Origin of the sequence: Chryseobacterium endalhagicum, assembly GCF_016745235.1 — a bacterium.
Taxonomy (GTDB): Bacteria; Bacteroidota; Bacteroidia; order Flavobacteriales; family Weeksellaceae; genus Chryseobacterium; species Chryseobacterium endalhagicum.
Genome location: NZ_JAELVM010000004.1, coordinates 1 through 21788 on the forward strand (window position 1 = coordinate 1; position 21788 = coordinate 21788).

17 protein-coding genes are annotated in these 21788 nt (G+C 38.7%); 7 read left to right on the forward strand and 10 right to left on the reverse strand.

The window, feature by feature from the left end; translation table 11 throughout:
* Nucleotides 1-136 precede the first annotated feature (136 nt).
* Nucleotides 137-526 (reverse strand): VOC family protein, encoded by a 390-nt coding sequence (locus JET18_RS20610; RefSeq protein ID WP_202094380.1) that lies wholly within the window; start codon nt 524-526, stop codon nt 137-139.
* 279 nt (nt 527-805) lie between these two features.
* Here JET18_RS20610 and deoD point away from each other — a divergent pair, with 279 nt between their 5' ends.
* Nucleotides 806-1516 carry a purine-nucleoside phosphorylase gene (deoD, locus tag JET18_RS20615; RefSeq protein WP_202094381.1) on the forward strand — a complete coding sequence of 237 codons (711 nt, stop codon included), beginning with the start codon at nt 806-808 and terminating at the stop codon, nt 1514-1516.
* A 57-nt stretch (nt 1517-1573) separates the two neighbouring features.
* Here deoD and JET18_RS20620 read toward each other — a convergent pair whose 3' ends face one another.
* The 3 genes from JET18_RS20620 to JET18_RS20630 all read right to left on the reverse strand — a co-directional run bounded on the left by JET18_RS20620 (nt 1574) and on the right by JET18_RS20630 (nt 3220).
* On the reverse strand, nt 1574-2359 hold the full coding sequence (locus tag JET18_RS20620) for a TatD family hydrolase (RefSeq protein WP_202094383.1): 786 nt from the start codon (nt 2357-2359) through the stop codon (nt 1574-1576).
* Between the two features lie 80 nt (nt 2360-2439).
* Complete coding sequence (locus JET18_RS20625) at nt 2440-3090, reverse strand: hypothetical protein (protein WP_202094385.1); 651 nt, start codon at nt 3088-3090, stop codon at nt 2440-2442.
* Entirely contained in the window at nt 3077-3220 is a 144-nt protein-coding gene (locus tag JET18_RS20630; protein ID WP_202094607.1) for a hypothetical protein, read from the reverse strand. Before JET18_RS20630 ends, JET18_RS20625 begins: the two co-directional genes overlap by 14 nt.
* 420 nt (nt 3221-3640) lie before the next feature.
* Between JET18_RS20630 and JET18_RS21920 the strand changes: the two genes are divergently transcribed.
* A complete protein-coding gene (locus JET18_RS21920; protein WP_228728613.1) occupies nt 3641-4492 on the forward strand; it encodes a DUF4822 domain-containing protein in 852 nt (283 codons plus the stop codon).
* Between the two features lie 111 nt (nt 4493-4603).
* Here the strand turns inward: JET18_RS21920 and JET18_RS20640 are convergent, their stop codons facing one another.
* The 3 genes from JET18_RS20640 to JET18_RS20650 all read right to left on the reverse strand — a co-directional run bounded on the left by JET18_RS20640 (nt 4604) and on the right by JET18_RS20650 (nt 7494).
* Nucleotides 4604-5650 carry an MBL fold metallo-hydrolase gene (locus JET18_RS20640; RefSeq protein WP_202094387.1) on the reverse strand — a complete coding sequence of 349 codons (1047 nt, stop codon included), beginning with the start codon at nt 5648-5650 and terminating at the stop codon, nt 4604-4606.
* Between the two features lie 736 nt (nt 5651-6386).
* Nucleotides 6387-7202 carry a hypothetical protein gene (locus JET18_RS20645; protein WP_202094389.1) on the reverse strand — a complete coding sequence of 272 codons (816 nt, stop codon included), beginning with the start codon at nt 7200-7202 and terminating at the stop codon, nt 6387-6389.
* A gap of 1 nt (nt 7203) precedes the next feature.
* Nucleotides 7204-7494, reverse strand: coding sequence for a hypothetical protein (locus JET18_RS20650; protein WP_202094391.1), 291 nt, complete (start codon nt 7492-7494; stop codon nt 7204-7206).
* Between the two features lie 541 nt (nt 7495-8035).
* On the opposite strand from JET18_RS20650, the gene JET18_RS20655 reads away from it, so the two are divergent.
* The 5 genes from JET18_RS20655 (at nt 8036) to JET18_RS20675 (ending at nt 16193) form a co-directional block, all read left to right on the forward strand.
* Nucleotides 8036-10177: a TonB-dependent receptor domain-containing protein gene (locus JET18_RS20655; protein WP_202094393.1), complete on the forward strand. Its 2142-nt coding sequence runs from the start codon at nt 8036-8038 to the stop codon at nt 10175-10177.
* A 298-nt stretch (nt 10178-10475) separates the two neighbouring features.
* On the forward strand, nt 10476-11969 hold the full coding sequence (locus JET18_RS20660; protein WP_202094394.1) for a catalase: 1494 nt from the start codon (nt 10476-10478) through the stop codon (nt 11967-11969).
* A gap of 84 nt (nt 11970-12053) precedes the next feature.
* Entirely contained in the window at nt 12054-14324 is a 2271-nt protein-coding gene (gene ccoN, locus JET18_RS20665; RefSeq protein ID WP_202094395.1) for a cytochrome-c oxidase, cbb3-type subunit I, read from the forward strand.
* Nucleotides 14325-14411: 87 nt separating this feature from the next.
* The gene (locus JET18_RS20670) at nt 14412-14558 is read left to right on the forward strand and encodes a bacteriocin-like protein (protein WP_157884435.1); all 147 of its coding nucleotides are present in this window, start codon (nt 14412-14414) and stop codon (nt 14556-14558) included.
* Between the two features lie 168 nt (nt 14559-14726).
* Nucleotides 14727-16193: a T9SS type A sorting domain-containing protein gene (locus JET18_RS20675; RefSeq protein WP_202094396.1), complete on the forward strand. Its 1467-nt coding sequence runs from the start codon at nt 14727-14729 to the stop codon at nt 16191-16193.
* Nucleotides 16194-16300: 107 nt separating this feature from the next.
* Here the strand turns inward: JET18_RS20675 and JET18_RS20680 are convergent, their stop codons facing one another.
* The 3 genes from JET18_RS20680 to JET18_RS20690 all read right to left on the reverse strand — a co-directional run bounded on the left by JET18_RS20680 (nt 16301) and on the right by JET18_RS20690 (nt 21721).
* Nucleotides 16301-16894 carry a hypothetical protein gene (locus JET18_RS20680; RefSeq protein WP_317193284.1) on the reverse strand — a complete coding sequence of 198 codons (594 nt, stop codon included), beginning with the start codon at nt 16892-16894 and terminating at the stop codon, nt 16301-16303.
* 513 nt (nt 16895-17407) lie between these two features.
* A complete protein-coding gene (locus tag JET18_RS20685) occupies nt 17408-17992 on the reverse strand; it encodes a hypothetical protein (RefSeq protein WP_202094398.1) in 585 nt (194 codons plus the stop codon).
* Nucleotides 17993-18001: 9 nt separating this feature from the next.
* Nucleotides 18002-21721 carry a DUF6443 domain-containing protein gene (locus tag JET18_RS20690; protein ID WP_202094401.1) on the reverse strand — a complete coding sequence of 1240 codons (3720 nt, stop codon included), beginning with the start codon at nt 21719-21721 and terminating at the stop codon, nt 18002-18004.
* Between the last annotated feature and the right edge of the window lie 67 nt (nt 21722-21788).

Here is a 21788-nt window from a genome sequence, read left to right on the forward strand (position 1 = left end):
GCCTCCTGCCCCCCCCCCCCCCCCCCACCCCCCCCCCCCCCCCCCCCCCCCCCCCCCCCCCCCCCCCCCCCCCCCCCCCCCCCCCCCCCCCCCCCAAAAACCCAAAACCTGCCCAAATAATTTTTCAAAATAAAAATCAATCCGTTATTTCAATAATATTATTTTCAGGATCCAGAATGACGCTTTCATAATATCCGTCACCGGTTGTTCGGGGTTCTCCTGCAATGGTGTAGCCGTCTTTTCTTAAAATTTCCGTCAGTTCATCCACTTTTTCTTTGCTTCCCGTGGAAAAAGCCAGATGGATAATCCCGAATTGCTGGGAGTCGTAAGAGTTTCCGCTTTCCTGAATGTCAGGTTTATTCATGATCTCAAGACGGCAGCCGTTATCAAAACTTAAAAAATAAGACTGGAAGTTTTTTACCGGATTATGGTATTTCTCATTGGAAACAGCTCCAAAATATTTCTGATAGAATTCCCTGATCTTTTCCAGGTCTTTTACCCAGATCGCAATGTGCTCAATTTTCATTGTTGAATCTCTTTTAATCCTGCTAAAATAGTAAGGAGAGACCGGAAATACTTCTTCTGTGTTGTTCCTTTTTGATGCTGTATTTGCAGTAATGAGCAGCGTATGTACATTCTCATGCAGATTGAGCAGATATCACAGATTATTATTCTGCTTATGGATATTAAACCTCATAGGTTTTGGAAACCTATGAGGTTTATCATTTAACTTAGTAGATTGAGGCACAAAGCTTTGAATATTTCAATCTAAAAGTTGCTATCTTTGTCCCTTCAAAATAACATTATGAGTATTCACATCAGTGCAAAAAAAGGAGAAATTGCTAAAGTAGTATTGCAGCCGGGGGATCCGCTTCGTGCACAATATATTGCTGAAAATTATTTGGAAAATGCTAAACTGGTAAGCAAAACAAGAGGAATCTTTTATTATACAGGTCTTTACAAAGGTAAGGAAATTACTGTAGGCGCCAGCGGAATGGGCTTTCCGAGCATCGGGATCTATTCTTTTGAATTATTTACAAAATATGAAGTAGATACCATCATCAGAATCGGAACGTGTGGAGCTTATACCACAGATCTTAAGCTTTTTGATATTTTAAATATTGAAAATGCGGCAAGTGAAAGTACGTACGCAAAATATGCGTGGGAAATTGAAGACGAGATCCTTTCTCATCAGGGAAATATCTTTGGAACAATTAATGAAACTGCTCAGGAGCTTTCTTTGGCTGCAAAAGCGATCAATGTACACAGCAGTGATATTTTCTACAGAAAAGATCAGAACATTCCTGCTATTGCTACAAAATACAACTGTCCGGCTGTAGAAATGGAAGCTTTCGGATTATTCGCGAATGCCCAGCATTTAGGAAAAAATGCAGCTACCATCCTTACAGTAACCGATATTATTCCTACTCACGAAAAAATTTCTGCCGACGAAAGAGAAAAAGCCCTTAAACCCATGATGGAACTGGCTTTGGAATCGGCGTTGAAAAGTCTTTAATAGTAAAAGGACAAAAAGGCAAAAAAAAGAGCTTTACTTTATTAGTAGAGCTCTTTTTTATAGTCTGAAAAATTTTCTAGCGGTTTCCGTAGTTTCATCTGCGACCTCGGAAATACTGATCCTCTTTAAATGGGCAATGGTTTGGGCTACATAAGGCAGGAAAGACGGTTCATTGCGGCGGTTCTGCATTCTCGGCATATTCTTCGGCAGCATGAAAGGGGCATCTGTTTCTATCATCATCCGGTCCAGCGGAGTGTATCTGATAACATCTTCCAGGTGTTTAAACCTGTTATGATCACTGATTGCTCCCGTAAACCCCAGATAAAATCCCTTATCAAGATATATTCTGGCTTCATCCAGTGTTCCGGTAAAGCAGTGTACGACCGCTTCCGGTAATTCAGACAGGTATTCATCCGTGATCTCATTAAATCTTTTGAATGCTGATCTTTCATGAAGGAAAAGAGGTTTATCTACCTCAACAGCCAGTTCCAGCTGAGCTTTGTAACATTTTTCCTGAATGGGTCTTGGAGAAAAATCCCTGTCGAAATCCAGGCCGCATTCACCTACTGAAATCACATGATCCAGTTTCAGAAGATTCCTGAGCTCCGGGATACTTTGTTGATTAAAAGATTTTGCATCGTGCGGATGAATTCCCGCCGTTGAAAATAAAATTTCAGGATAATCTTCTGCAATCCCGGCAGATTCCCTGCTTCCGCGTACACTTGTCCCGGTGAGGACCATTTGCTCTACCCCATTATCCAGGGCGCGGTTGATGATTTCTTCGTGTTCATTATAGAACTGTTTATTGGTCAGATTAATGCCAATATCAATGTATGTATTCATTTGTTTTTTGGTTTGTCATTTAAGTTGGCAAAAGTATCCGGTTGGTACGCAATCTTTTTACGCAATCAAAAATTTCCTCATTATTCATTAATAAATTTTTCAAGAAAACCAATCAGATTTTCCCCGCCGTGGCTCCAGCGAATACCATGTCCTTCCTTTTCTCTGACTTCAAAAACAAGCTCATGTTTATAATGATAGAAAACATTCCACCAGGTTCTGTTCTCCAAAATATCGTTGATTTTTTCCATGACTTTTTCCTGCTTCTGCTGATTATTTCCTCTGATCTCGCCCCAGAACGCATCATCCATCCTTCCGCTATGTTTTTCCCAGGCTCTCTGTGCCATGGTTATTTCGCTGTTAAAGGGTTTACAGCAGGCATCGAGCAGTTTATTTTTCAAAGGAGGAACAGCATTTTCATCCCGGATACTGGCGGAAGTGAGACGCTGTCCCAGAATATTTAGCCAGTGCTCAAAAGGAATTCTTTCTAACTGTAATACTTTCACCTCATCGGGTTCAATGCTTTGAAATATATTGATAAACAGGTGAAAACTTTCTTTCCGGTCTGTTTTAATTTCTTCATTAAAATATGGAAGTTCCCAATCCGGATTATTATTCTGGAATTTCAGGAAATTATTTTCAATGATCTGCAGATGTTCTTCGGCAAGGATTGATTTATATTTTTCTTTCCATGAATCCGAGAATAGGGGTATGTACAGTTTAAACAGGTCCATTTTCAAACATTTTTATAAGATTGACGTCCAACTTTTCTTCCTGGATCAGATAACCGATAAGATTAAACCATTTTCCACAGTGATTCAACCCGTCATCTTCTGTATTTTTTCCGCGGTTTCTGTTATTCATATTCAAAAATAGTTTTTTAAGCGGAAATAATTACCGGCAGTGATTTTTAATGCTTCGTTATTTGTAATCTAATCTGAGTTCGGGATAAGACATTTTCGTTTGTATAATAAGGTCGGGAAGTTTGAAGCCGGAAGAGGGAAGTTATTGAAGTCCAAAGGTAGAAATACACTATGGTTTTTATTAGTTTCTTTAATCCGTTTCAATAAATTTAAAGGTGGCTGTTTAATATTATGGTCTATTAGTAACTTCCAGCTTCTCTCTTCCAGCTCCTGCCTTTTAGTCTTAACTTCTTACCCCGAATTCAGGTTAATTTATCAACATCTGAAATGAGGAGTTATACATTTTACAACAAAAGAGATATTTCATACAACGTTTTGATTTTCATAAGGGATATGTTTGCAGTGAATAAAAATATCAATTATGAATACCTTCAAAAAATTATGTTATCTGTTTGCAGCAGTATTTCTGCTCACAACGGCTGTATCATGCATCGATAATGATGATATCGTAATGGACCAGCCCACTCCCTCACAAATTCTTTCTTCTACTCCATGGGAAACTACAGCAGCCAGGGATAACAATGGAAATCCGATGGCTCTGACAGATCCGAATGTGGCAGGATTTGTGGGTTTTGCCTATTTCAAGGCTGACGGAAATTTTGCGATCTACAATCTCAATGATGCATTAAGATCCAGAGGAACATGGTCCGTAGATCCTGAAGGAAAAACAAGAACCATCACGGCACTTAATCCCGACGGTACTTCAATTTTCAGCCGTGTGGTAGACATTCTTGTGCTGAACGGTAATGAATTCACGTACAGAATCCGCACCAACCCCACTGACCCGTCAATTTACTATGATATTATCCATAAAAAAACAGCTCATGCGGAACCAGGCAACGGACAGATTACCCTGGCTTCCACGCCCTGGGAAACAACCGGAGCCAAAGACCAGAACGGTAATCCGGTAGCTTTAACAGATGCCAGTGTAGCCGGATTTGTGGGATACTCCTATTTTAAAGCCAACGGAACTTACACGATTTATGGACTGAATAATGTTCTGAGATCACAGGGAACATGGTCAATTTCTGCGGACGGAAAGAAAAGAACGATTACTGCGCTGGATGCGAATGGAAATGTACTGTTCACACGGGTTGTTGATATTCTTACTTTAAATAGTTCAGAATTTACCTACAGAATAATTCCTAACGCAGGAAACCCTTCTTTTTATTACGATATTATACATACCAAAGTGGCTCATCAGGAACCATAGGTGTTTTTTAGTTAGTTGTTGATGAATGTAAAACCAGCTCATATCGAGCTGGCTTTTACAATATTTTTCTTGAGATATTCTGCTGAACAAATGATCTTAAATAAAGCGTAATCACATCAGTTCCTGCCACCATTTTTTCCATGAGACCGCTCCCAGCTGATCGAGATCTGCTTTTTCTCCAATCATAGGAAGTGTAGCGGGAATATCATTTTCTTCCGCATATTTTGTAACAAGCTCCAACGGCTCAAACCACGGATGCTGTGCCAGCTTGAACTTTGAGTTATGAACCGGGATAAAGTTTTTGGCTTTCAGTTCTTTTACTTCCTGAATAATCTGCTCCGGCAAGCTGTGAATGTAAGGCCATTTCTCATTGTACTGACCGCATTCCATCACAGCAAGATCAAACGGTCCGTATTTTTCACCAATCTCTGTAAAATGGTTTCCATAACCGCTGTCGCCGCCAAGAAACAGTTTTTTGGATGGTGTTTCCAATACAAAGGAAGTCCACAATGAAATGTTCCTGTTGAGCAGCCGTCCTGAAAAATGTCTTGCCGGCGTAAGAGTAATTGTAAAACCAACGGCTAAGTCAACGCTTTCCCACCAGTTTTTTTCTATAATTTTTTCCGGATCCCAGCCCCAATATTCAAAATGCTGTCCGGTACCCAATCCGCAGATCACTTTTCCCACTTTATCCTTCAAAGTCTGAACGGTAGAATAATCCAGATGATCCCAATGATCATGCGAGATGAGAAGAAAATCAATATCCGGCATATCTTCCGGCTTGTAATGATCTGACCCGGCAAATGCTTTTATGGAACCCGGCATTGGAGAAGCATTCCCGCTGAAAACAGGATCTACCAGAAACTTTTTACCCTCAATCTGAATAAAATACGAGCTATGCCCAAACCACACCAATACATTTTCATCAGATGCAAGCTTTTTCAGATCTGTTGTGACAAATGGAAGCGGCTGCTTCGGGCTTACATTTTCTATTTTGCATAAGGTCTGAAAAAGCAGTTTGGTCATACTTTCTCCTTCCAGAAGAGCCGGTGTAGGAAGTATATTCTGAAATTTCCCGTTGGTATAATTGTCCAGCGTACTGAAATAGGTTTTTCTTTTTTCATTGGGAAACTGTCCCATCTGTTTCTTTAAATTCATTCTGTTGTTTTTATTCCATGTCTTAATGATAAAAACCGGATTATAAGAATAAATATAAGGATTAGATTTATCTTCCAGATATAAAATAATAGCTAGCTGACAAAAAAGAGGCTGTCTATAAAGACAACCTCTTCGCCACAAACCACTAAAGATAAGACCTATTCTACTTACATATAAGTAAGCTGTATATCCAGGAAAAACTCTGAAATCGTAGAAACATCATTAACATCTCTATCATTTCTGCCTGAAATACATATCCATCTTATTTTTTCTATATAAATCATTATACAAAAACATGCCTGAAACAGAAGTAATATTATTAACAACAAAAATCTTTCTTCCATTTTGATATCGTATTCCGGTTCATTTTAAAGTGAACTGCCAGCTGGGTATTATTAATTTTGTGTTTTTTCTGATCATCCAATATAAGCAACAACATATTCATTGTAAGACCGGAACTGTTGATTTTCAGCAGCATTTTCACTACAAATAGTTCAATAATATAGACAATGATTTTTTTTCAGAATACTTCCACATTCTTTCCTCTTATCTGGATATTTCTGTATAAGTATATCGTTATATATTTTTGTAGTCAGGCCCTGCTTTCTTCATGTGTTAAGTTGAATATACTTTATTCTCTAATGTTGGTACGACTAACTTTACTTTTATATTTTCTCAACCATTTGGTTGTTTTGGGGTTCTGTATCTTTCTATACTATATCAATGTTCAGAATTATTATTTAAATTCATAAATATATGTCAGCATAGCTTGGTTTTGCTTTCCGGAACCATTCCCCCCCATTGCTATATCTGTACTATCCAGTTTAAATATATTCAACCCGACCAGAAATTTTCTTCCTGCATGAACACCGCTTGTCACAGTTACATAGATGTTCTGCGCTTCTCTGTAATACGTAATATAATCTCCGTCTATATAGAATCCCTGGTTATTTGCGAGGGTTTTTGACGATGTTTCCGGATTATGATAAGCATTGGTATTGAATGAAAAGCTTAAACTCCCCCCTGACTTATTATACAGAATAGATGTGAATGTATCTCCAGTTCTGTAGCCTACTTCTATTCTGAAAAGGTCATTTTGAGCAAACGATCCGTTTTGGGTAAGCTTTCCATATAATTTGGCATCAGAATTTGAATAGGTCGGAGGGCTTCCATTCGACGCCAGAGAAGAAGCTCCGGGTAATCCCGGATAAATGGGTTTATACAATGCGGTAGTCATTTCAGAGAAAACAGAGTCATCTTCATTCAGCAGACATTTCCATTTAGGAAGATCAGGTGTTCCTTCATTAATCTGTAAACAGTTATCCGTAATATTAAAAATAATCAGTCCTGAGGCAGGTTGTGATATCATGTCCCTTTCGGATGACGTCATGGTTCCCAGCAATGTTCCTTTATATTCTTTAGCAGAGTTTGTGGGGGCAACATGTAGGTTGGAGGATGGATCAGGGGTATCAATCCCAATACCGACTTGTCCTTGTACAGTTCCACAAATAATTAGAAAAAGTATCGTTAAATTAAAAGTTATCTTCATCATTTCAGTTCATTTTAGTTTTTAAACATTTCCAGTCGGGAATTTCCGGTTTTCCTACATTTACCTTCAGACATTTTCTTTCTATATCGTACGTCAGCAGTCCTTTTGCAGGCTGTTGAATAGAATTGATTTGATTAGTAGTCATGGGACTCAGCAAAGTCCCTTTAAAACGGTTATCCTGATTGGTCGCTGAAACCGTTAAATTGCTTGAAAGATCCGGACTTTTTGTGTTAACACCTACCTGCGAAAAACAAAAAGAACTGAATAGCAACATTACATAAGCCATTTTTTCCATCGTTGTTAAATTTGATTTTTTAATTAATAATGTACTTGTCGAAACTCATGAAATAATAAGGTCAAGGTTATTTTTTTATAATTAGAAACAGTAGTTTTATTGAATGTGATCCGTTGCTTTTTACATCAGCTGATCGTTTTCTGAATTTCTGAAATATTAGGATGCATCAATCCAATCCCTATTTGTGAACATCCTAAACCACTGTAGTTTATGATGAGTACAGAAAATATATTTTTTTTCATAATTTTTTTTCTATCAAGAAAACAGACTTGGCTATCCAATCTGTTCTTTTTTAGCTGTGTTTTTTTTTTAGAGGAAAAGAACTGGCATTATAAATTATTGATTTACAGCAGATCTTCTGACTCAATATGCCAGCAAAATTAGTGGGATTATCTACATCGAAAAATAGTGGATTTCCATCATTTTGTGGGTTGCCAACAAGATTTATACATATAGCTCTTTATTAAGTTTTATTTATTTTTTGAATTTGATGTAACAAAGTTGCAAGAATAAGTGTCTTATTAGTGAAATATCATTTTGAATGAAAATAATTATATCTTCAATTGCTTTATTATTAGGGTCTTTAGTCCTCGCACAGGCTAAAAACGACACGATTAAGCAGAAAGAAAACCAAATAGAAGGGGTTACTATTACAGCAAGGAAACCCACGGTAGAATCAAAGGTTGACCGAACCGTTTTTAATGTATCCAACAGCTCTATCCTCGCCGGAAATACCACCTGGGATGTTTTAAGAATGACGCCTCTGGTGAGCATTGATAACAATGATGCCATAAAAGCTGAAGGAGAATCGGTGACGGTTTATATTAATGACAGAAAATCTGTATTCACCGGTAAGGAATTAAAGGAATATCTGAAAACGATTCCTGCGGACAACCTGATGAAAATTGAGGTCATCACCAGCCCGTCATCCCGTTATGAAACGGCCGGATCCGTGATCAATATCGTGCTGAAAAAGAGAGACGATGAGGGAATTAAAGGCAGTGTCACCTTTAATAACAGACAGAATACCAAAAACTCGCAGTATACCAACCTCAACCTTAATTATCATAAGAAGAATTTCACACAGACCCTGATCGGAAGCTACAGTGACAATACCTATTTCCAGAGAAATACCAGTGTAAACAGTCTGTATAAAGATAATGATGTCACCAATGCCAGCAATGAAACGCTCGGCTATGGTAAAAGCCCTTCCCTGTCTTCCACTTCCGAATATGAGCTGAATGATAAAAACACGATAGGTCTTATCCTGGAATATTATCAGAGTAAAAACAATTCCTATTCTGATGCCGATTTCAGCAGAACCAAAAATGGGGAATACTTCGATGCCTATCATCAGGATCAGGATATCAACGGCCGTTACCGTACACTGGGAACGAATGCTTTTTACAAGTATTATGACAAGGAGAAAAACAGGATTCTGGATATCAACCTGGGCTCCAATTACAATTCCCAGAACAATCAGAATTTATTTTTAAAAACCTATCCCAACACAGGGATAATCAATCAATTGGGAATAGATTCCCACGAGCAGACCCGGAACTATTATATAAAAGTAGATTACACCCAGCCGCTTGGAAAAGGCGGAAGTTTCGAAGTGGGCGGAAAAATGGATTTCAACAATAACGTGATCCCGAATACACTTTCCGGAAATAATGCTGATAACCTGCGTCCTCACGATGTTTTTCATTATGAAGACAATATCAATTCCCTGTATGCCAACTACAGCAAAACCTTCTTCGGGAAACTGGAAACAAGGATCGGGGTGCGTTATGAACATATCGATTACAAAATGAGGGAAGATGTGGCCGGAACGGAAAGAAAAGATTCTTACGGAACTTTGCTTCCCAATTTATTGCTGAAATATTCTTTCTCGGAAAAGTATGACCTGAGTTTTACGTATAACCGTAATCTATGGCGTCCTTGGTATGCGGAATTCAATCCTTTCCTTGTCCCTACCAACGACGGAACCTTCTCCCGCGGAAATATGGAACTGGACCCGAACCCGAGCCACAGACTTTATATGAAATTCGGATTCAAGAAAAAGTATTTCCTTTCTGCAAGGTATATGTATACGGACAGGGATTACTGGACTTCTTTTGTGGAAGAAGGCAATAAAATGGTTACCCTCCCTGCCAACCTGAATGGAAAAGTGCAGAAATATTACCTTTTTGCCAATACCAATCAGACTTTCCTTAAAAACAAACTGAACGTGAATGTAGGAGTCGGATGGTATTATATCGATAACCATGACTTCAACGAAGTGAACAAGATTAAGAGTCAAAACTACATCAGCTATATGGGAGCTTCAGCCAATCTCTCCTATACGAATCTTTTTAACAAAAACATTAATCTGAGCGCATGGGTGGAAGTCTCTAACCAGAACAACGGAAACTCACTGGCCAATAAAACAAACGTCTTCCATAACCTCTCTGCTACCAAAATATTCCCGAAAACACAGATGGAAGTGAGTCTGCAGCTGATGAATATTTTCAGCAGACCTATTTTCGACAATACAACCTATAGCGAAGCGGGTACCGTAAGATCTTCGATGAGGTCGGACTGGTACGGATTTTCACTTTCGTTCGTAAAGCGTTTCGGAAACCAGAAAGTAAAAGCAAACACCAAAACCGATGTTGAGAAAAACAGCGGCGGCGGAAAATAAAGTTTACTATAAATACTGAAAAAACAGTACAGTAGTAGAAACAATAAAAGAAGCAGTAGAAATTTTAATATTTCTGCTGTTTTTTGTTTTATCGAATCCGCTTCAATAAATTTAAAAGCAATTGTTTAATATTATTGTCCGATAGTAACTTCCAGCCTCTAGCTTCCAGCTTCCTGCCTTTTAATCTAATCCTTTCTATATTCTCAGAGGTTATTGGACCACACTTTTTTGATGAATCTGGATGAGAGTAAAAAATCCTGAAGTGGCTAGCTTTACATCAAATTAAAAAGCTTTTCAGATGGAAAAAAACAAGCTCACTAACAGAACCGGAGCCCCGGTGTCTGATAATCAAAATATTTTAACAGCCGGAAGCCGCGGGCCGGCATTGCTGCAGGACATATGGTTTTTAGAGAAAATGGCCCACTTTGACCGTGAAGTTATCCCGGAACGCAGGATGCATGCGAAAGGTTCCGGAGCTTACGGAGTCTTTAAAGTGACTCATGATATTACCCAATACACAAAAGCAGGAATTTTTGCAGAGATAGGTAAAGAAACCCCTTTATTTATCCGCTTTTCAACAGTCGCAGGGGAAAGAGGAGCTGCCGATGCGGAAAGAGATATCAGAGGTTTTGCCCTGAAATTTTACACCGAGGAAGGAAACTGGGATCTCGTAGGAAATAACACCCCGGTTTTTTTCCTGCGCGACCCTCTAAAATTTCCTGATCTGAATCATGCCGTAAAAAGAGATCCCCGCACCAATATGAGAAGTGCGGACAATAACTGGGATTTCTGGACGCTTCTCCCCGAATCCCTTCACCAGGTCACCATCACCATGAGCGACCGAGGTCTGCCAAAGTCTTACCGCCATATGGACGGTTTTGGAAGTCATACCTACAGTTTTATTAATGCAGAACAAAAACGGTTCTGGGTTAAATTCCATTTCAAGACCCAGCAGGGAATAGAAAATCTTACGAATACCGAAGCTAAACAAATTATCGCTGAAGACAGGGAAAGCCACCAGAGGGATTTATACCGGAACATTGAAGAAGGTAATTTCCCGTCATGGAAAATGTATGTTCAAATCATGGAAGAAGCTGATGCGGACACTTATCCTATCAATCCTTTTGATTTAACGAAAGTATGGCCTCACGGAGATTATCCGATGATTCCCGTGGGAGAATTTACGCTTAACCGGAATCCTGACAATTATTTTGCTGAGGTGGAACAGGCTGCCTTCAATCCTGCCACGATCATTCCCGGAATTGGTTTTTCCCCTGATAAAATGCTGCAGGGCCGTTTGTTTTCATACGGAGATACGCAGCGTTACCGTTTAGGTGTCAATCACCACCAGATCCCGGTGAATGCTCCAAAATGTCCGTATATGGCCTATCACCGCGATGGAGCGATGCGAACCGATGGAAATTACGGAAGTAAAATTGCTTACGAGCCCAACAGTTTCAGCCAATGGCAGGAGCAGCGCTCTTTTGAGGAACCGCCTCTGGCTTTATCCGGAAATGCGGCCCATTGGGATCACCGTGAAGACGATGACTATTTCAGCCAGCCCGGAAACCTGTTCAGACTGATGTCCGATGCACAGAAAGAGCTGTTATTCCAGAATACTGCCGATGCCGTGGGCGGTGCACAGCAGTTTATCCAGATCCGTCATATCAGAAACTGTTACAAAGCAGATCCTCACTATGGAAAAGGAGTTGCGAGAGCTTTAAACCTGCCGTGGGAGACCGTTTGCAGTTTTGAAGGTTATGAAATGAAAAAACAACCCGATATGGAATAAGGTCAAAGGCCTTATTCCTTTATTCTTTCCTCCCGGATCATCACTCTGAAAATTAACCAGCACATTAAAAATTGATATTATACAATGGAGATACAAAAATTTAGTTATGACAATAATATCGTGCGTGCTTTTCTGTACGCCACTGTTGCGTTTGGGATTGCAGGATTTGTCTTGGGGCTTACCACTGCCCTGATGCTTTTTTATCCTGAACTGCCGGAATTTCTGTTTGGAACGGATGATATGACGATCCGGAGCCTGAAGCAAAGCGGTATTCAGGGATTGGTGAATTCACAGGGAATACTGGGATTTGGGAGGATCAGGATGATGCATACGAACACCGTGATCTTTGCTTTCGTGTGTAATTCTTTTTTCTGCGCCACGTATTACAGTCTTCCAAGGCTGTTAAAAGCACCGATGTACAATGCCACTCTTTCCTGGATTCATTTCTGGACATGGCAGCTGATGGTCGTTGCAAGCTGGATTACTTTTGCTATGGGTTTCAATACGTCCAAGGAGTATGCGGAACATGAATGGCCTTTGGATATTCTGCTTACCTTTTCATGGATTGTTTTCGGGATCAATATGTTCGGGACCATAGCCAAAAGAAGAGTACGGCATTTGTATGTTGCAATTTGGTTTTATATTGCCACATGGCTTGGAGTGGCATTACTGTACATTGTTAACAATCTTGAGGTTCCGCTTGATTTCTGGAAATCGTATTCATTATATTCCGGGGTTAAGGATGCTTTGATTCAATGGTGGTACGGGCATAATGCGGTAGCATTTATTTTGACCACTCCAATTCTCGGTATGATGTATTACTTCCTTCCGAAAGCGGCCAACAGACCAGTTTTTTCTTATAAGCTGTCCATCATTCATTTCTGGTCACTCATTTTCGTGTATCTCTGGGCCGGACCGCATCACTTACATTATACGGCTATTCCGGGATGGACCCAGGCTCTGGCAACAGGTTTCTCCATTATGCTTATTGCTCCGTCATGGGGAGGCATGCTGAATGGATTATTAACATTAAGAGGTGCGTGGGAAAAGGTTAGAGACAATCCTGTACTGAAATTTTTTGTGGTTGCCGTCACCTGTTACGGTATGGCGACTTTCGAAGGACCGCTTTTAGCCACTAAAACCTTAAATAAAATAGGTCATTATACCGATTGGGTGATCGGGCACGTACATCTGGGAGCTTTGGGCTGGAACGGGTTTATGGCATTCGGTATTGTGTATTATCTGGTTCCTATTATGTGGCGGACGAATTTATGGTCTGTAAAACTCGCCAACTGGCATTTCTGGCTGGGCACCCTTGGGGTTTTATTCTATGTGGTTCCGATGTATATTTCTGGATTTACCCAGGGATTAATGTGGAAACAGTTTAATCCTGACGGCACTTTAATGTATAAAAACTGGCTGGATACAGTAACTGCAGTGATTCCTTATTATAAAATGCGTTTTCTCGGAGGTATTTTTTATCTCAGCGGCGGATTGCTGATGGTCGTCAATATTTTTAAAACCATCAGACAGGGCTCTTTTCAGAGAGAGGTTTCTGCAGAAGCTCCGGCATTGGCCAGAATAAGCGGAAGAAAAGCAGGAGAAGGCATTCACTTATGGATTGAAAGAAAACCTGTCATCCTTACGATAGGTGCATTTTTCACATTATCTGTGGGAGGAGCTGCGGAAATTATTCCCACCATGACCATCAAGAAAAATGTTCCGACTATTTCAGCGGTTAAACCTTATTCGCCTCTGGAACTTGAGGGCCGCGATCTGTATATCCGTGAAGGCTGTAATGCCTGCCATTCGCAGATGATCAGGCCTTTCCGGGATGAAATTGTAAGGTTTGAAGGGAAGAACGGGCAGTATTCCAAAGCAGGAGAATTCGTTTATGATCATCCTTTTCTCTGGGGTTCCAAGAGAACCGGACCGGATCTGCACCGGGAAGGAGCCCGGAATCCGGATTCATGGCACCTGAAACATATGTATAATCCGCGGTCTACGTCTCCCGGTTCCATCATGCCCCGTTTTCCATGGCTGATCACGAATAAACTGGACCGTTCCCAGATGCTCAGCAAAATGGAACTGATGAAAAAATCATTTGAGGTTCCTTATACTAAAGCTCAGATCGATTCGGCCAATGTTTGGGCAGACGGCCAAGCTGCGGGTATTGTAAAGAGAATTTATGCGGAAGCTACTGATATTAAAGAACAGATTGAAAAGGAAAAAGCCACTAAAGGAAATCAGTTTGTTCCTCTGGAGCAGCGGGAAATTGTGGCGATGATCGCTTATCTGCAGAGACTCGGAACAGATATCAAGACAACAGATGTGAAAACGGCGAGTAATGAGTAATAAAAATCATTAATAATCAACGCTCTACATTTATATCCCTTATATTGGAATTATTCATATATTAGTAGTCAATTAAACTAAAATATTATGAAAAATTTAAAGAAAGTTTCAAGAGAAAATCTAAAAACCATCAAAGGAGGCCTCAGATATTGTAATGAAGAGCAATATTGTAATATCAAATTCTGCTGTGCCGACGGAATCTGCAGACATATCGACTCTGCTTACTGCCAATAAACAGAGAATAATCTATGTGTTGAAATTCAATCATTATATCCGTATACAAAGCTTCTGAATCATCAGAGGCTTTTTTTGTTGCAGAAAACATTCTATCTGTAATCAATCGAAAAAAAATAAGACAATGGCCGCTATAAAATATTATATTTGGCCCTTTAACTAAAAAACATGAAAAAAACTCTCTTATTTTTAGGATTATCCTGTTTATCTACTTTTTCCGCTCAGGAAAACCTTCTGGATACCACTTACGGCCAAAACAATGGTACTTCTGATTTTGCATTTTATACCAACGGGCAGCCCAGCGGCGGTCTCCAGATCCATGACACGACCCAGCTTCCGGACGGAAAAATTCTGGCAGTGGGTGTCAGTTTTTTTGCCCGTTTTACAGCAAACGGTCTTTTGGACACGACGTTCAACAATGGATTGGGCTATAAACTGATATATCCTGCCCATTCCTATAATATGGTAAAACCTGCCGGAGACGGTAACTATATCGTGCTGGATGGCAGTACAGGCGGGCAGATTTTAAAAATAGACGAGAACGGAAATTCTGTAAGCAGTTTTACCACTTATAGCCAACCCGGGGATTATATGGATATGCATATTGATGCTGACGGAAGAATCTACGTGATAAGAAAAATGAGTAATGACCACCGATTGGTCCGTCTGCTTCCCAATGGTCTTGTGGATACTACCTTTGCAAATAACGGGGAGATCGCTTTAGGTTCAACTTACGCATACAGACAAGTGAAGGTAAATGCCAACAATGAAATCTTTATCGGAGGAAAATACCAGATCGGTCAAACCAACCGCCAGATCCTGGTTTCAAAGTTTGATGCCTCCGGAAATCTGGTGACCAGCTTCGGAGCCAACGGACATTTCCTGCGCCCCGCCGGTGAGTATGTTGGCGATTACACCCGCTTAGAGCTCCTTGAAGACGGAAAAATCCAGGGCTTTACTTCCGGAACCTTCTGCAACGGGAACAATTGCTTTGGCCTGATTGCCTACCGGCTTCTTCCCAACGGAACTTTAGATCCTTCGTATAAAAACGGAGGAGCGTTTGTACTGCCGATACAGTCAAATTCTGATCCTGTAAAAGTAAAACGCATGGCTGACAATTCTTTCATCATTGGAGGAACCGGCCATCACACGATGTTTGCTCTAAGAATGAAGGCTGATGGAAATCTGGATCCCTCTTTCGGTGTGGACGGGAAGATTATTACCCCGATCATTGGCACCGGGAGTTCTTATGTCATTAACAAAGGTTTTGAATTGTATGGAAATTCCATTGTACTGGTCGGCATCTACTCTATCTGGTACGGAGCTCAGACGAGATATGTGGGCACTGTACGAAAATATTTCTTCTCTCAGAATAATCTATCTGCTGCAGAGGCTGAAAGAACCAGCGACAGGGTGAAAATTTATCCAAATCCTGTCGGAAGCAATCTGCAATTCACATCGAAGGATCCGGTCAACGGCTATGAAATTTATGATATGAATGGAAAAAGAATGATGCATTCTGCAGGTCCTGTAAAAAATAATAGTATCAATGTTAATGATTTACTTCCTGGAAATTATATTCTGAAGCTGGAAACTCCGAAGGAAGTGATTGTGATGAAGTTTATAAAAAAATAGGTTGATATAACTTAAAACGAAGAGAGCTTTTTAAGCTCTCTTTTTTTGTGGGATAGTGATTATATAGGAACTACTTACATTCGGTGAGTGGTTTATATCAGCTGGATTTAATCTTTATATAAAACAAGTCTTATCTGGTCAAAACCACCTTTTCCTTTAAAACAAAAAAGGTAAGCATTTAAGTTTTTGCTTCTCCATTTTACATCATCTCTTAGCGTTTCCTCCTTAGATTTCTCTAAATCTTCGTAATTCACAAAGGCCGGATTATCTATTTTTTCTGATAGAAATTTCTTAATTTCTTCAAATTTATCCGTAAAAACATCTCTTGGAGTTTCAATTTTCTCGTTATCATTCCACTCATAGAATTTAAGTTTTACCTCTTCTTTTTTATCGAAGAAATAATCAACTCTCAAAACAAAATTATTAGCAGGTCTTTCGTAAGAAATAGGATTTTCAAATGTATGGTTCCTGAAATAGGGATAAATTTCTTCACTTACTCCCCAAAAATAGCCTAATGATACATCTTTCGATTTTTGGGAAATTTCTTCCTTCTTTATTTCTGAAATTTTTGGAAAATCTAAATTAATTTCTTTTTCAACCTTAACAGTTTTGTCCTTATAAGCAGAACAACTATTTAGAAAAACGTTTATAACTAATAAGAAACAAAAGCATTTTTGCATATTAAAGGCACGATTTCCCACAAAAATATTATTTAATTTTTATTATATATTCAGTTATTTAAAAATGCAGTCCGCAATAAACAAAAAACCACTCACATTACTGTAAGTGGTTTATTTATTATAGGACTTCCTAGGTTCGAACGAGAGACTAGCTGATTATGAGCCATTAATGAAAAATCAGAACTTCCAACAGCAAATCTTGTAATAATTTTGGAATTGGAGATATTGAATTTACTAACATTTTCAATTAGTTAGATTTAAACTTAAACATTGCTATCACCTTGTTACCACTGATAGTATCATGACATTTGTTTTTACCCTTCTGATTGTTCATTATATCTTTCAATATTAACTCTATGGGAAAATATCTAAAGCCTATTAAAAATCTAGAATTAAACCAGAACAAAAAAACTTCTGTTCTGGCTTAAATAATACTAATCAATATTACAAACTATGTAAAGTTGTATTTATATTGTTTAAAAGGTATTCTAAGTAATATACTGCAGTGGTAGTACCATAAAATAACCAATCCACTTAATAAGTGCCCTTGTTGATGATATTTTTTAGATAATTGTCCATGATTGACCAGTCATATTCTTTTTTCAATATATCAGAAATATATTTGTCTGCTTTTATATTTCCACCTTTCTTCGTTACAATATATAAAGGGTGTTGACTGGTATCTATAATAGTTTCTTTTAAAACTTCTTCAAAATCTATAGCGTCAAAAGACAATTCAAATCCAATTACAAGTATAACATCTTCCAATTTTGAAAAATAAAAATTCATAATATTTAAAAATTCATCTATTTGAAGATTATACCAATCATATCTGAAAAAATGACTCAATAAAACATTATCATCTTTATATTCAAGCATGATACTCTCTGTAGATTTATGATATGTAATTTTTTTCATAAATACACTACTCAAGCTCATTAATTCATTTTGGTTATCAAAAAAAGACATCTCATAATTGAAAGAATCTATTCCTGTATAATGCTTTTTTTCGTATTTATATTCTTCTATTTTTTGAATAATTTCTAATATTTCTACCTCTTTTTTATTAAAAAATAAAACAGCTTCTAAATTTCCTAAATGTAAATCCTTTAAATTCATACCCATCTTTTATAGTTTTGTTTGGTCCAAAGGATAATAGCTTCGGAACTGTCCTTGATTTACTCTCAGCAAATTACCATTCTGTAAGAAATGAGTTTCTCCACTGTGAACTTTAGAACCTGCTGGAATTTGCTTTATAGTTCCATTGAGAAATGTATTTTCTATTCCATCTAAATACATACTTCTTCCGGCTGCATCGTTTGTGAGACCAAAGTCTTCTACTCCGTGTTTTCCAAATTTCTTCCCAAACAAAGCTGGTCCAACCGATATTTCAGCTTCAGTAATTACTGAATAGGTTCCTCCAATACCATTTCGAGACAAAGAAATACCTTGACCTCCAAATGAAGATAAAAATGTAAGACCAGTTTTTGCTGCAACAAATTCTGCCGCAACTCCTGATGCTGCCATTTGCATAGCAACTAAACCATTATATGCCAACTGAGAAGAAGGATTGGCAAAAGGATTATCTGGGGTAGCCCTTATATAAGAACCATCTCCGGGAGTACCAAAAGCCGCTACACTCATCGCGGGTCCGTTTTGTCCTGCTTTTATTAAGGGATCTAAATTAGTCATTATCCCCAATCCACCCAATAAAGAATTGTTTTTGTGACTACCATCTGAATTTAATTGAGTTGTAGTATTGTCATAGGCAGTAAACGTTCCAGACTTTCCAAGATATGTTTCATTTTCCCCTGCTGTAGACTGGCTCGTAGCACTAGAATTCCAATATACTGAATTGGTCAAGAAGTTATATACCCAATCAGTTGGGCTCGCTCCTCCCTGCTCGCCAAAACCAATAGACATTCCAATTAATCCTGTAGGATCTTTAAAGAAGACAGGGTTTCCAAATGAATACCCATAAGGATCAAAAGAAGTTTCACTCAAGGGGTCATGCTGCCCAAATCTTCCCAAATCCGGCATATAGAAACGGGCATTCATATCGTACATTCCTGTTTCCTGAAGCTCATTTCCTAAGAATTTATATTTTTTATATGTATTCTGTCCAAAATAAGCTGTTCCGGTTTTTAAGTGATTCATTCCATAAGGATAGTAATCATTACTGTCGACAATTTCAAGAGCACCTACTTTATCTTTAGTAAAACTCACCCTTACATTCCCTAAATGATCTGTATAGCTGTAAATATATCGAGAATTTAAGTAATCATAAAATCCTTCCGAAGTAGGAAAAAACTGCAGGTCAGGAGTTTTTTCAGTAATAACGGTAATAGGACCCAGTGTTCCACCACCAAAAATAGGACCCGGCTCCACAATTTCAATAGGAGTAAAAGCCTGTGGCTCAAATGCACGGGACATCAAAGACAACTCAGAATCCCCTCCTCCTGATGAACTTGTAGAAGTAGTCTTAAAATACTGGAATTCATCCAAATAATCTGTTACCTGTATTGTAGTATCCGTTCCGGCAAAACCTATTGATGTTTTAATATTCTCTTTTCTTAACTTCACACCATCAGCACCATAATTGGTTTTTATTTGTGAGTTTATCTGGTCAAATCCTATTTTAATAGTAGAAGGAAGGTTCAGATGATTGTAAGTGATTCCAGTAATTTGCTTATCCAACATGGAAGTGATATTCCCATTTGCATCATATTCTATCGGGAATCCTGCTGTACCCTCATATCCTGTACTATTATTACTGTTATCTTTGATCTTAATGGCTATATTTCCATTATAAGAATATGCTAAATCATCAATTTTAGTTGCTGTACCGCTTCCGTTTTCCATAACGGAAGTCCTGTATAGTTCTGTGATATTACCATTTAAATCATAAGCCATTGACTCTATATTCTCTTTGGAATAAGGATTAACGGGGTTCTGGTAAAACCCTGCTGTAAGCCTGTTTAAAGAATCATATGCATAGCCATATCTTTTTGGAGTAATAGATGGAAAAACCCCTGGAATCTCTACCGTTCTCCAATCTACTTCAGCAATATTCCCGTTATATTTTGGAACAACATTTTTTCCAGGAAACAGTACTCCGTCCGGATTAGTGATTCCTTCACTCTGGGTATATTTTAGCTTGTAAGAAAATAATTTCCCACCCATATCAGATAGGCCCATCTGGTCTTTGTTGATTCCGGTAAGCCAGCCTCTTATATTGTAAGTATAATCTATACTTTGCAGGTTATCACCCAGTTTTTTATTTGTAAGCTGAGAAAGCTCATTATAGGTATTGTCAGAGAGCAATACTTCAGCATTATCATCCACCTGATGATAATGTTGTTTCAGCCTGTTCTGAAGATCATATACAAATCTTTCTTTTACAACGACCCCTGTTTCATCGGATTTCCTTTTATGATAGGTATAGGTTCTTAAAGGCATTCCTGTAAAATCCAATTCCATTTCCGTTTTTGTATATCCTCCCAAATAATTGACCGATACTGTAGAAACCTCTCTTCCTTTAGTACTATAATAGCTGTAATTTTTTGTCCAGCGGTCGTCATCCAGATTCTTTATATAGGATGCTACAGGAAGCCCCCTTGTACTTCCCGGGATAAAACTTCCTGTTCCTGGTTGCTGCAATACATTCTGCCCGAAAACCTGGGTAGGAACTGGAGGGGTATCAGGAGGATAGGAGTCATAGTAATTAATCCCTAGCACCGTCATACTTCCGGTTGGGAAAGCTGTTTTGGTATAATAAATATCCATCCCGTTTAAGCTAAAAGGCGTAGACACCCTTAGTTCACTATTTCCTGGGTTAGCAGCCATGCTATTTATAGCATTTTGCATAATAGCTCTGGTAGAAGCGTTGGCAAAGAATCCTATATAGGCAACTCTTCCAAGTTGATCATACTTGGTGAACAGCCAGCCTTTTTTACCAAAATTATTAGCAGTACTGCCCAATAAGGCATCCTGCGATAATACCAGCCTATCTCCTTTATCATATACCATATATTCCCAGCCCTTGCCCGGCATTTTCTTTTCCACAACCCGGTATTTCTTATCGTAACGGTATTGATATAGAAGCTGGTCCTGTTTTACCGTATTAGATGTAATATCCGGCGAGTTTCCAGCAAGCGGAGAAAGCACAAAAGCAAGCTGATCATATTCATTGTATACATAATATTTATCAGCATTCTCTGTACTTTCCTTTACCTTGCGGGATAAAATGATCTGTCCTTTGGCATTTTTAAATTCTATTGCTGTATTTCCATCTTCATCGGTAATGGTATTCTTATAAAGTTGGGAAGCAGAGTAAAACCCATTTTCATTAAGCTTAGATTTTGTAGCTCCATTCTCCCAAGTCGTGGTGGTGGTAAACTTTCTTATCTTATCTGCCGTAGTATTTAGAGCATAACCGAAGTTAATAGGCTTTGTGCTCCAATCATTCCCACGTTGAATCTCTTTTTGAATCCTTCCTAAAGGAGAATTTTCCAATACCTTTTCAGAATAAATTTTCTCTGTTCCATATATGGCAGAAGCACCTGATAAAGGATTGGTATAAATAGCTCCATTCTGGGTTGAGCTTTGAGGAATGGGAAGGTAGTTTTTTACAGGTCTTCCAAAAGCATCATATTCGACATGTGAAACCACATCTTTTCCATCAGGGGAAGTTTTGACTCCTACTACTTGCCTAGGCCTGCCCAGCCCGTCAAAATAGTTGACCGTTTCACTGTACTTAGTACAGTCACTATTTAAGCAGTCTTTTGTGTCAACATAATTCTCCGTTGGGGTTAGCTGTCCAAATGATAAGACGGAGATAAGAACCATAAGCAAAATTGATATTCTTTGAAGCATTTTAGTTTTGCCGCATCTTATATTTTGAAGTTTCCGGAAC

Coding starts and splice junctions, on each gene's coding strand:
- JET18_RS20610 (WP_202094380.1), bottom strand. CDS start 526: ATGAAAATTGAGCACATTGCGATCTGGGTAAAAGACCTGGAAAAGATC.
- deoD (WP_202094381.1), top strand. CDS start 806: ATGAGTATTCACATCAGTGCAAAAAAAGGAGAAATTGCTAAAGTAGTA.
- JET18_RS20620 (WP_202094383.1), bottom strand. CDS start 2,359: ATGAATACATACATTGATATTGGCATTAATCTGACCAATAAACAGTTC.
- JET18_RS20625 (WP_202094385.1), bottom strand. CDS start 3,090: ATGGACCTGTTTAAACTGTACATACCCCTATTCTCGGATTCATGGAAA.
- JET18_RS20630 (WP_202094607.1), bottom strand. CDS start 3,220: ATGAATAACAGAAACCGCGGAAAAAATACAGAAGATGACGGGTTGAAT.
- JET18_RS21920 (WP_228728613.1), top strand. CDS start 3,641: ATGAATACCTTCAAAAAATTATGTTATCTGTTTGCAGCAGTATTTCTG.
- JET18_RS20640 (WP_202094387.1), bottom strand. CDS start 5,650: ATGAATTTAAAGAAACAGATGGGACAGTTTCCCAATGAAAAAAGAAAA.
- JET18_RS20645 (WP_202094389.1), bottom strand. CDS start 7,202: ATGATGAAGATAACTTTTAATTTAACGATACTTTTTCTAATTATTTGT.
- JET18_RS20650 (WP_202094391.1), bottom strand. CDS start 7,494: ATGGAAAAAATGGCTTATGTAATGTTGCTATTCAGTTCTTTTTGTTTT.
- JET18_RS20655 (WP_202094393.1), top strand. CDS start 8,036: ATGAAAATAATTATATCTTCAATTGCTTTATTATTAGGGTCTTTAGTC.
- JET18_RS20660 (WP_202094394.1), top strand. CDS start 10,476: ATGGAAAAAAACAAGCTCACTAACAGAACCGGAGCCCCGGTGTCTGAT.
- ccoN (WP_202094395.1), top strand. CDS start 12,054: ATGGAGATACAAAAATTTAGTTATGACAATAATATCGTGCGTGCTTTT.
- JET18_RS20670 (WP_157884435.1), top strand. CDS start 14,412: ATGAAAAATTTAAAGAAAGTTTCAAGAGAAAATCTAAAAACCATCAAA.
- JET18_RS20675 (WP_202094396.1), top strand. CDS start 14,727: ATGAAAAAAACTCTCTTATTTTTAGGATTATCCTGTTTATCTACTTTT.
- JET18_RS20685 (WP_202094398.1), bottom strand. CDS start 17,992: ATGAATTTAAAGGATTTACATTTAGGAAATTTAGAAGCTGTTTTATTT.
- JET18_RS20690 (WP_202094401.1), bottom strand. CDS start 21,721: ATGGTTCTTATCTCCGTCTTATCATTTGGACAGCTAACCCCAACGGAG.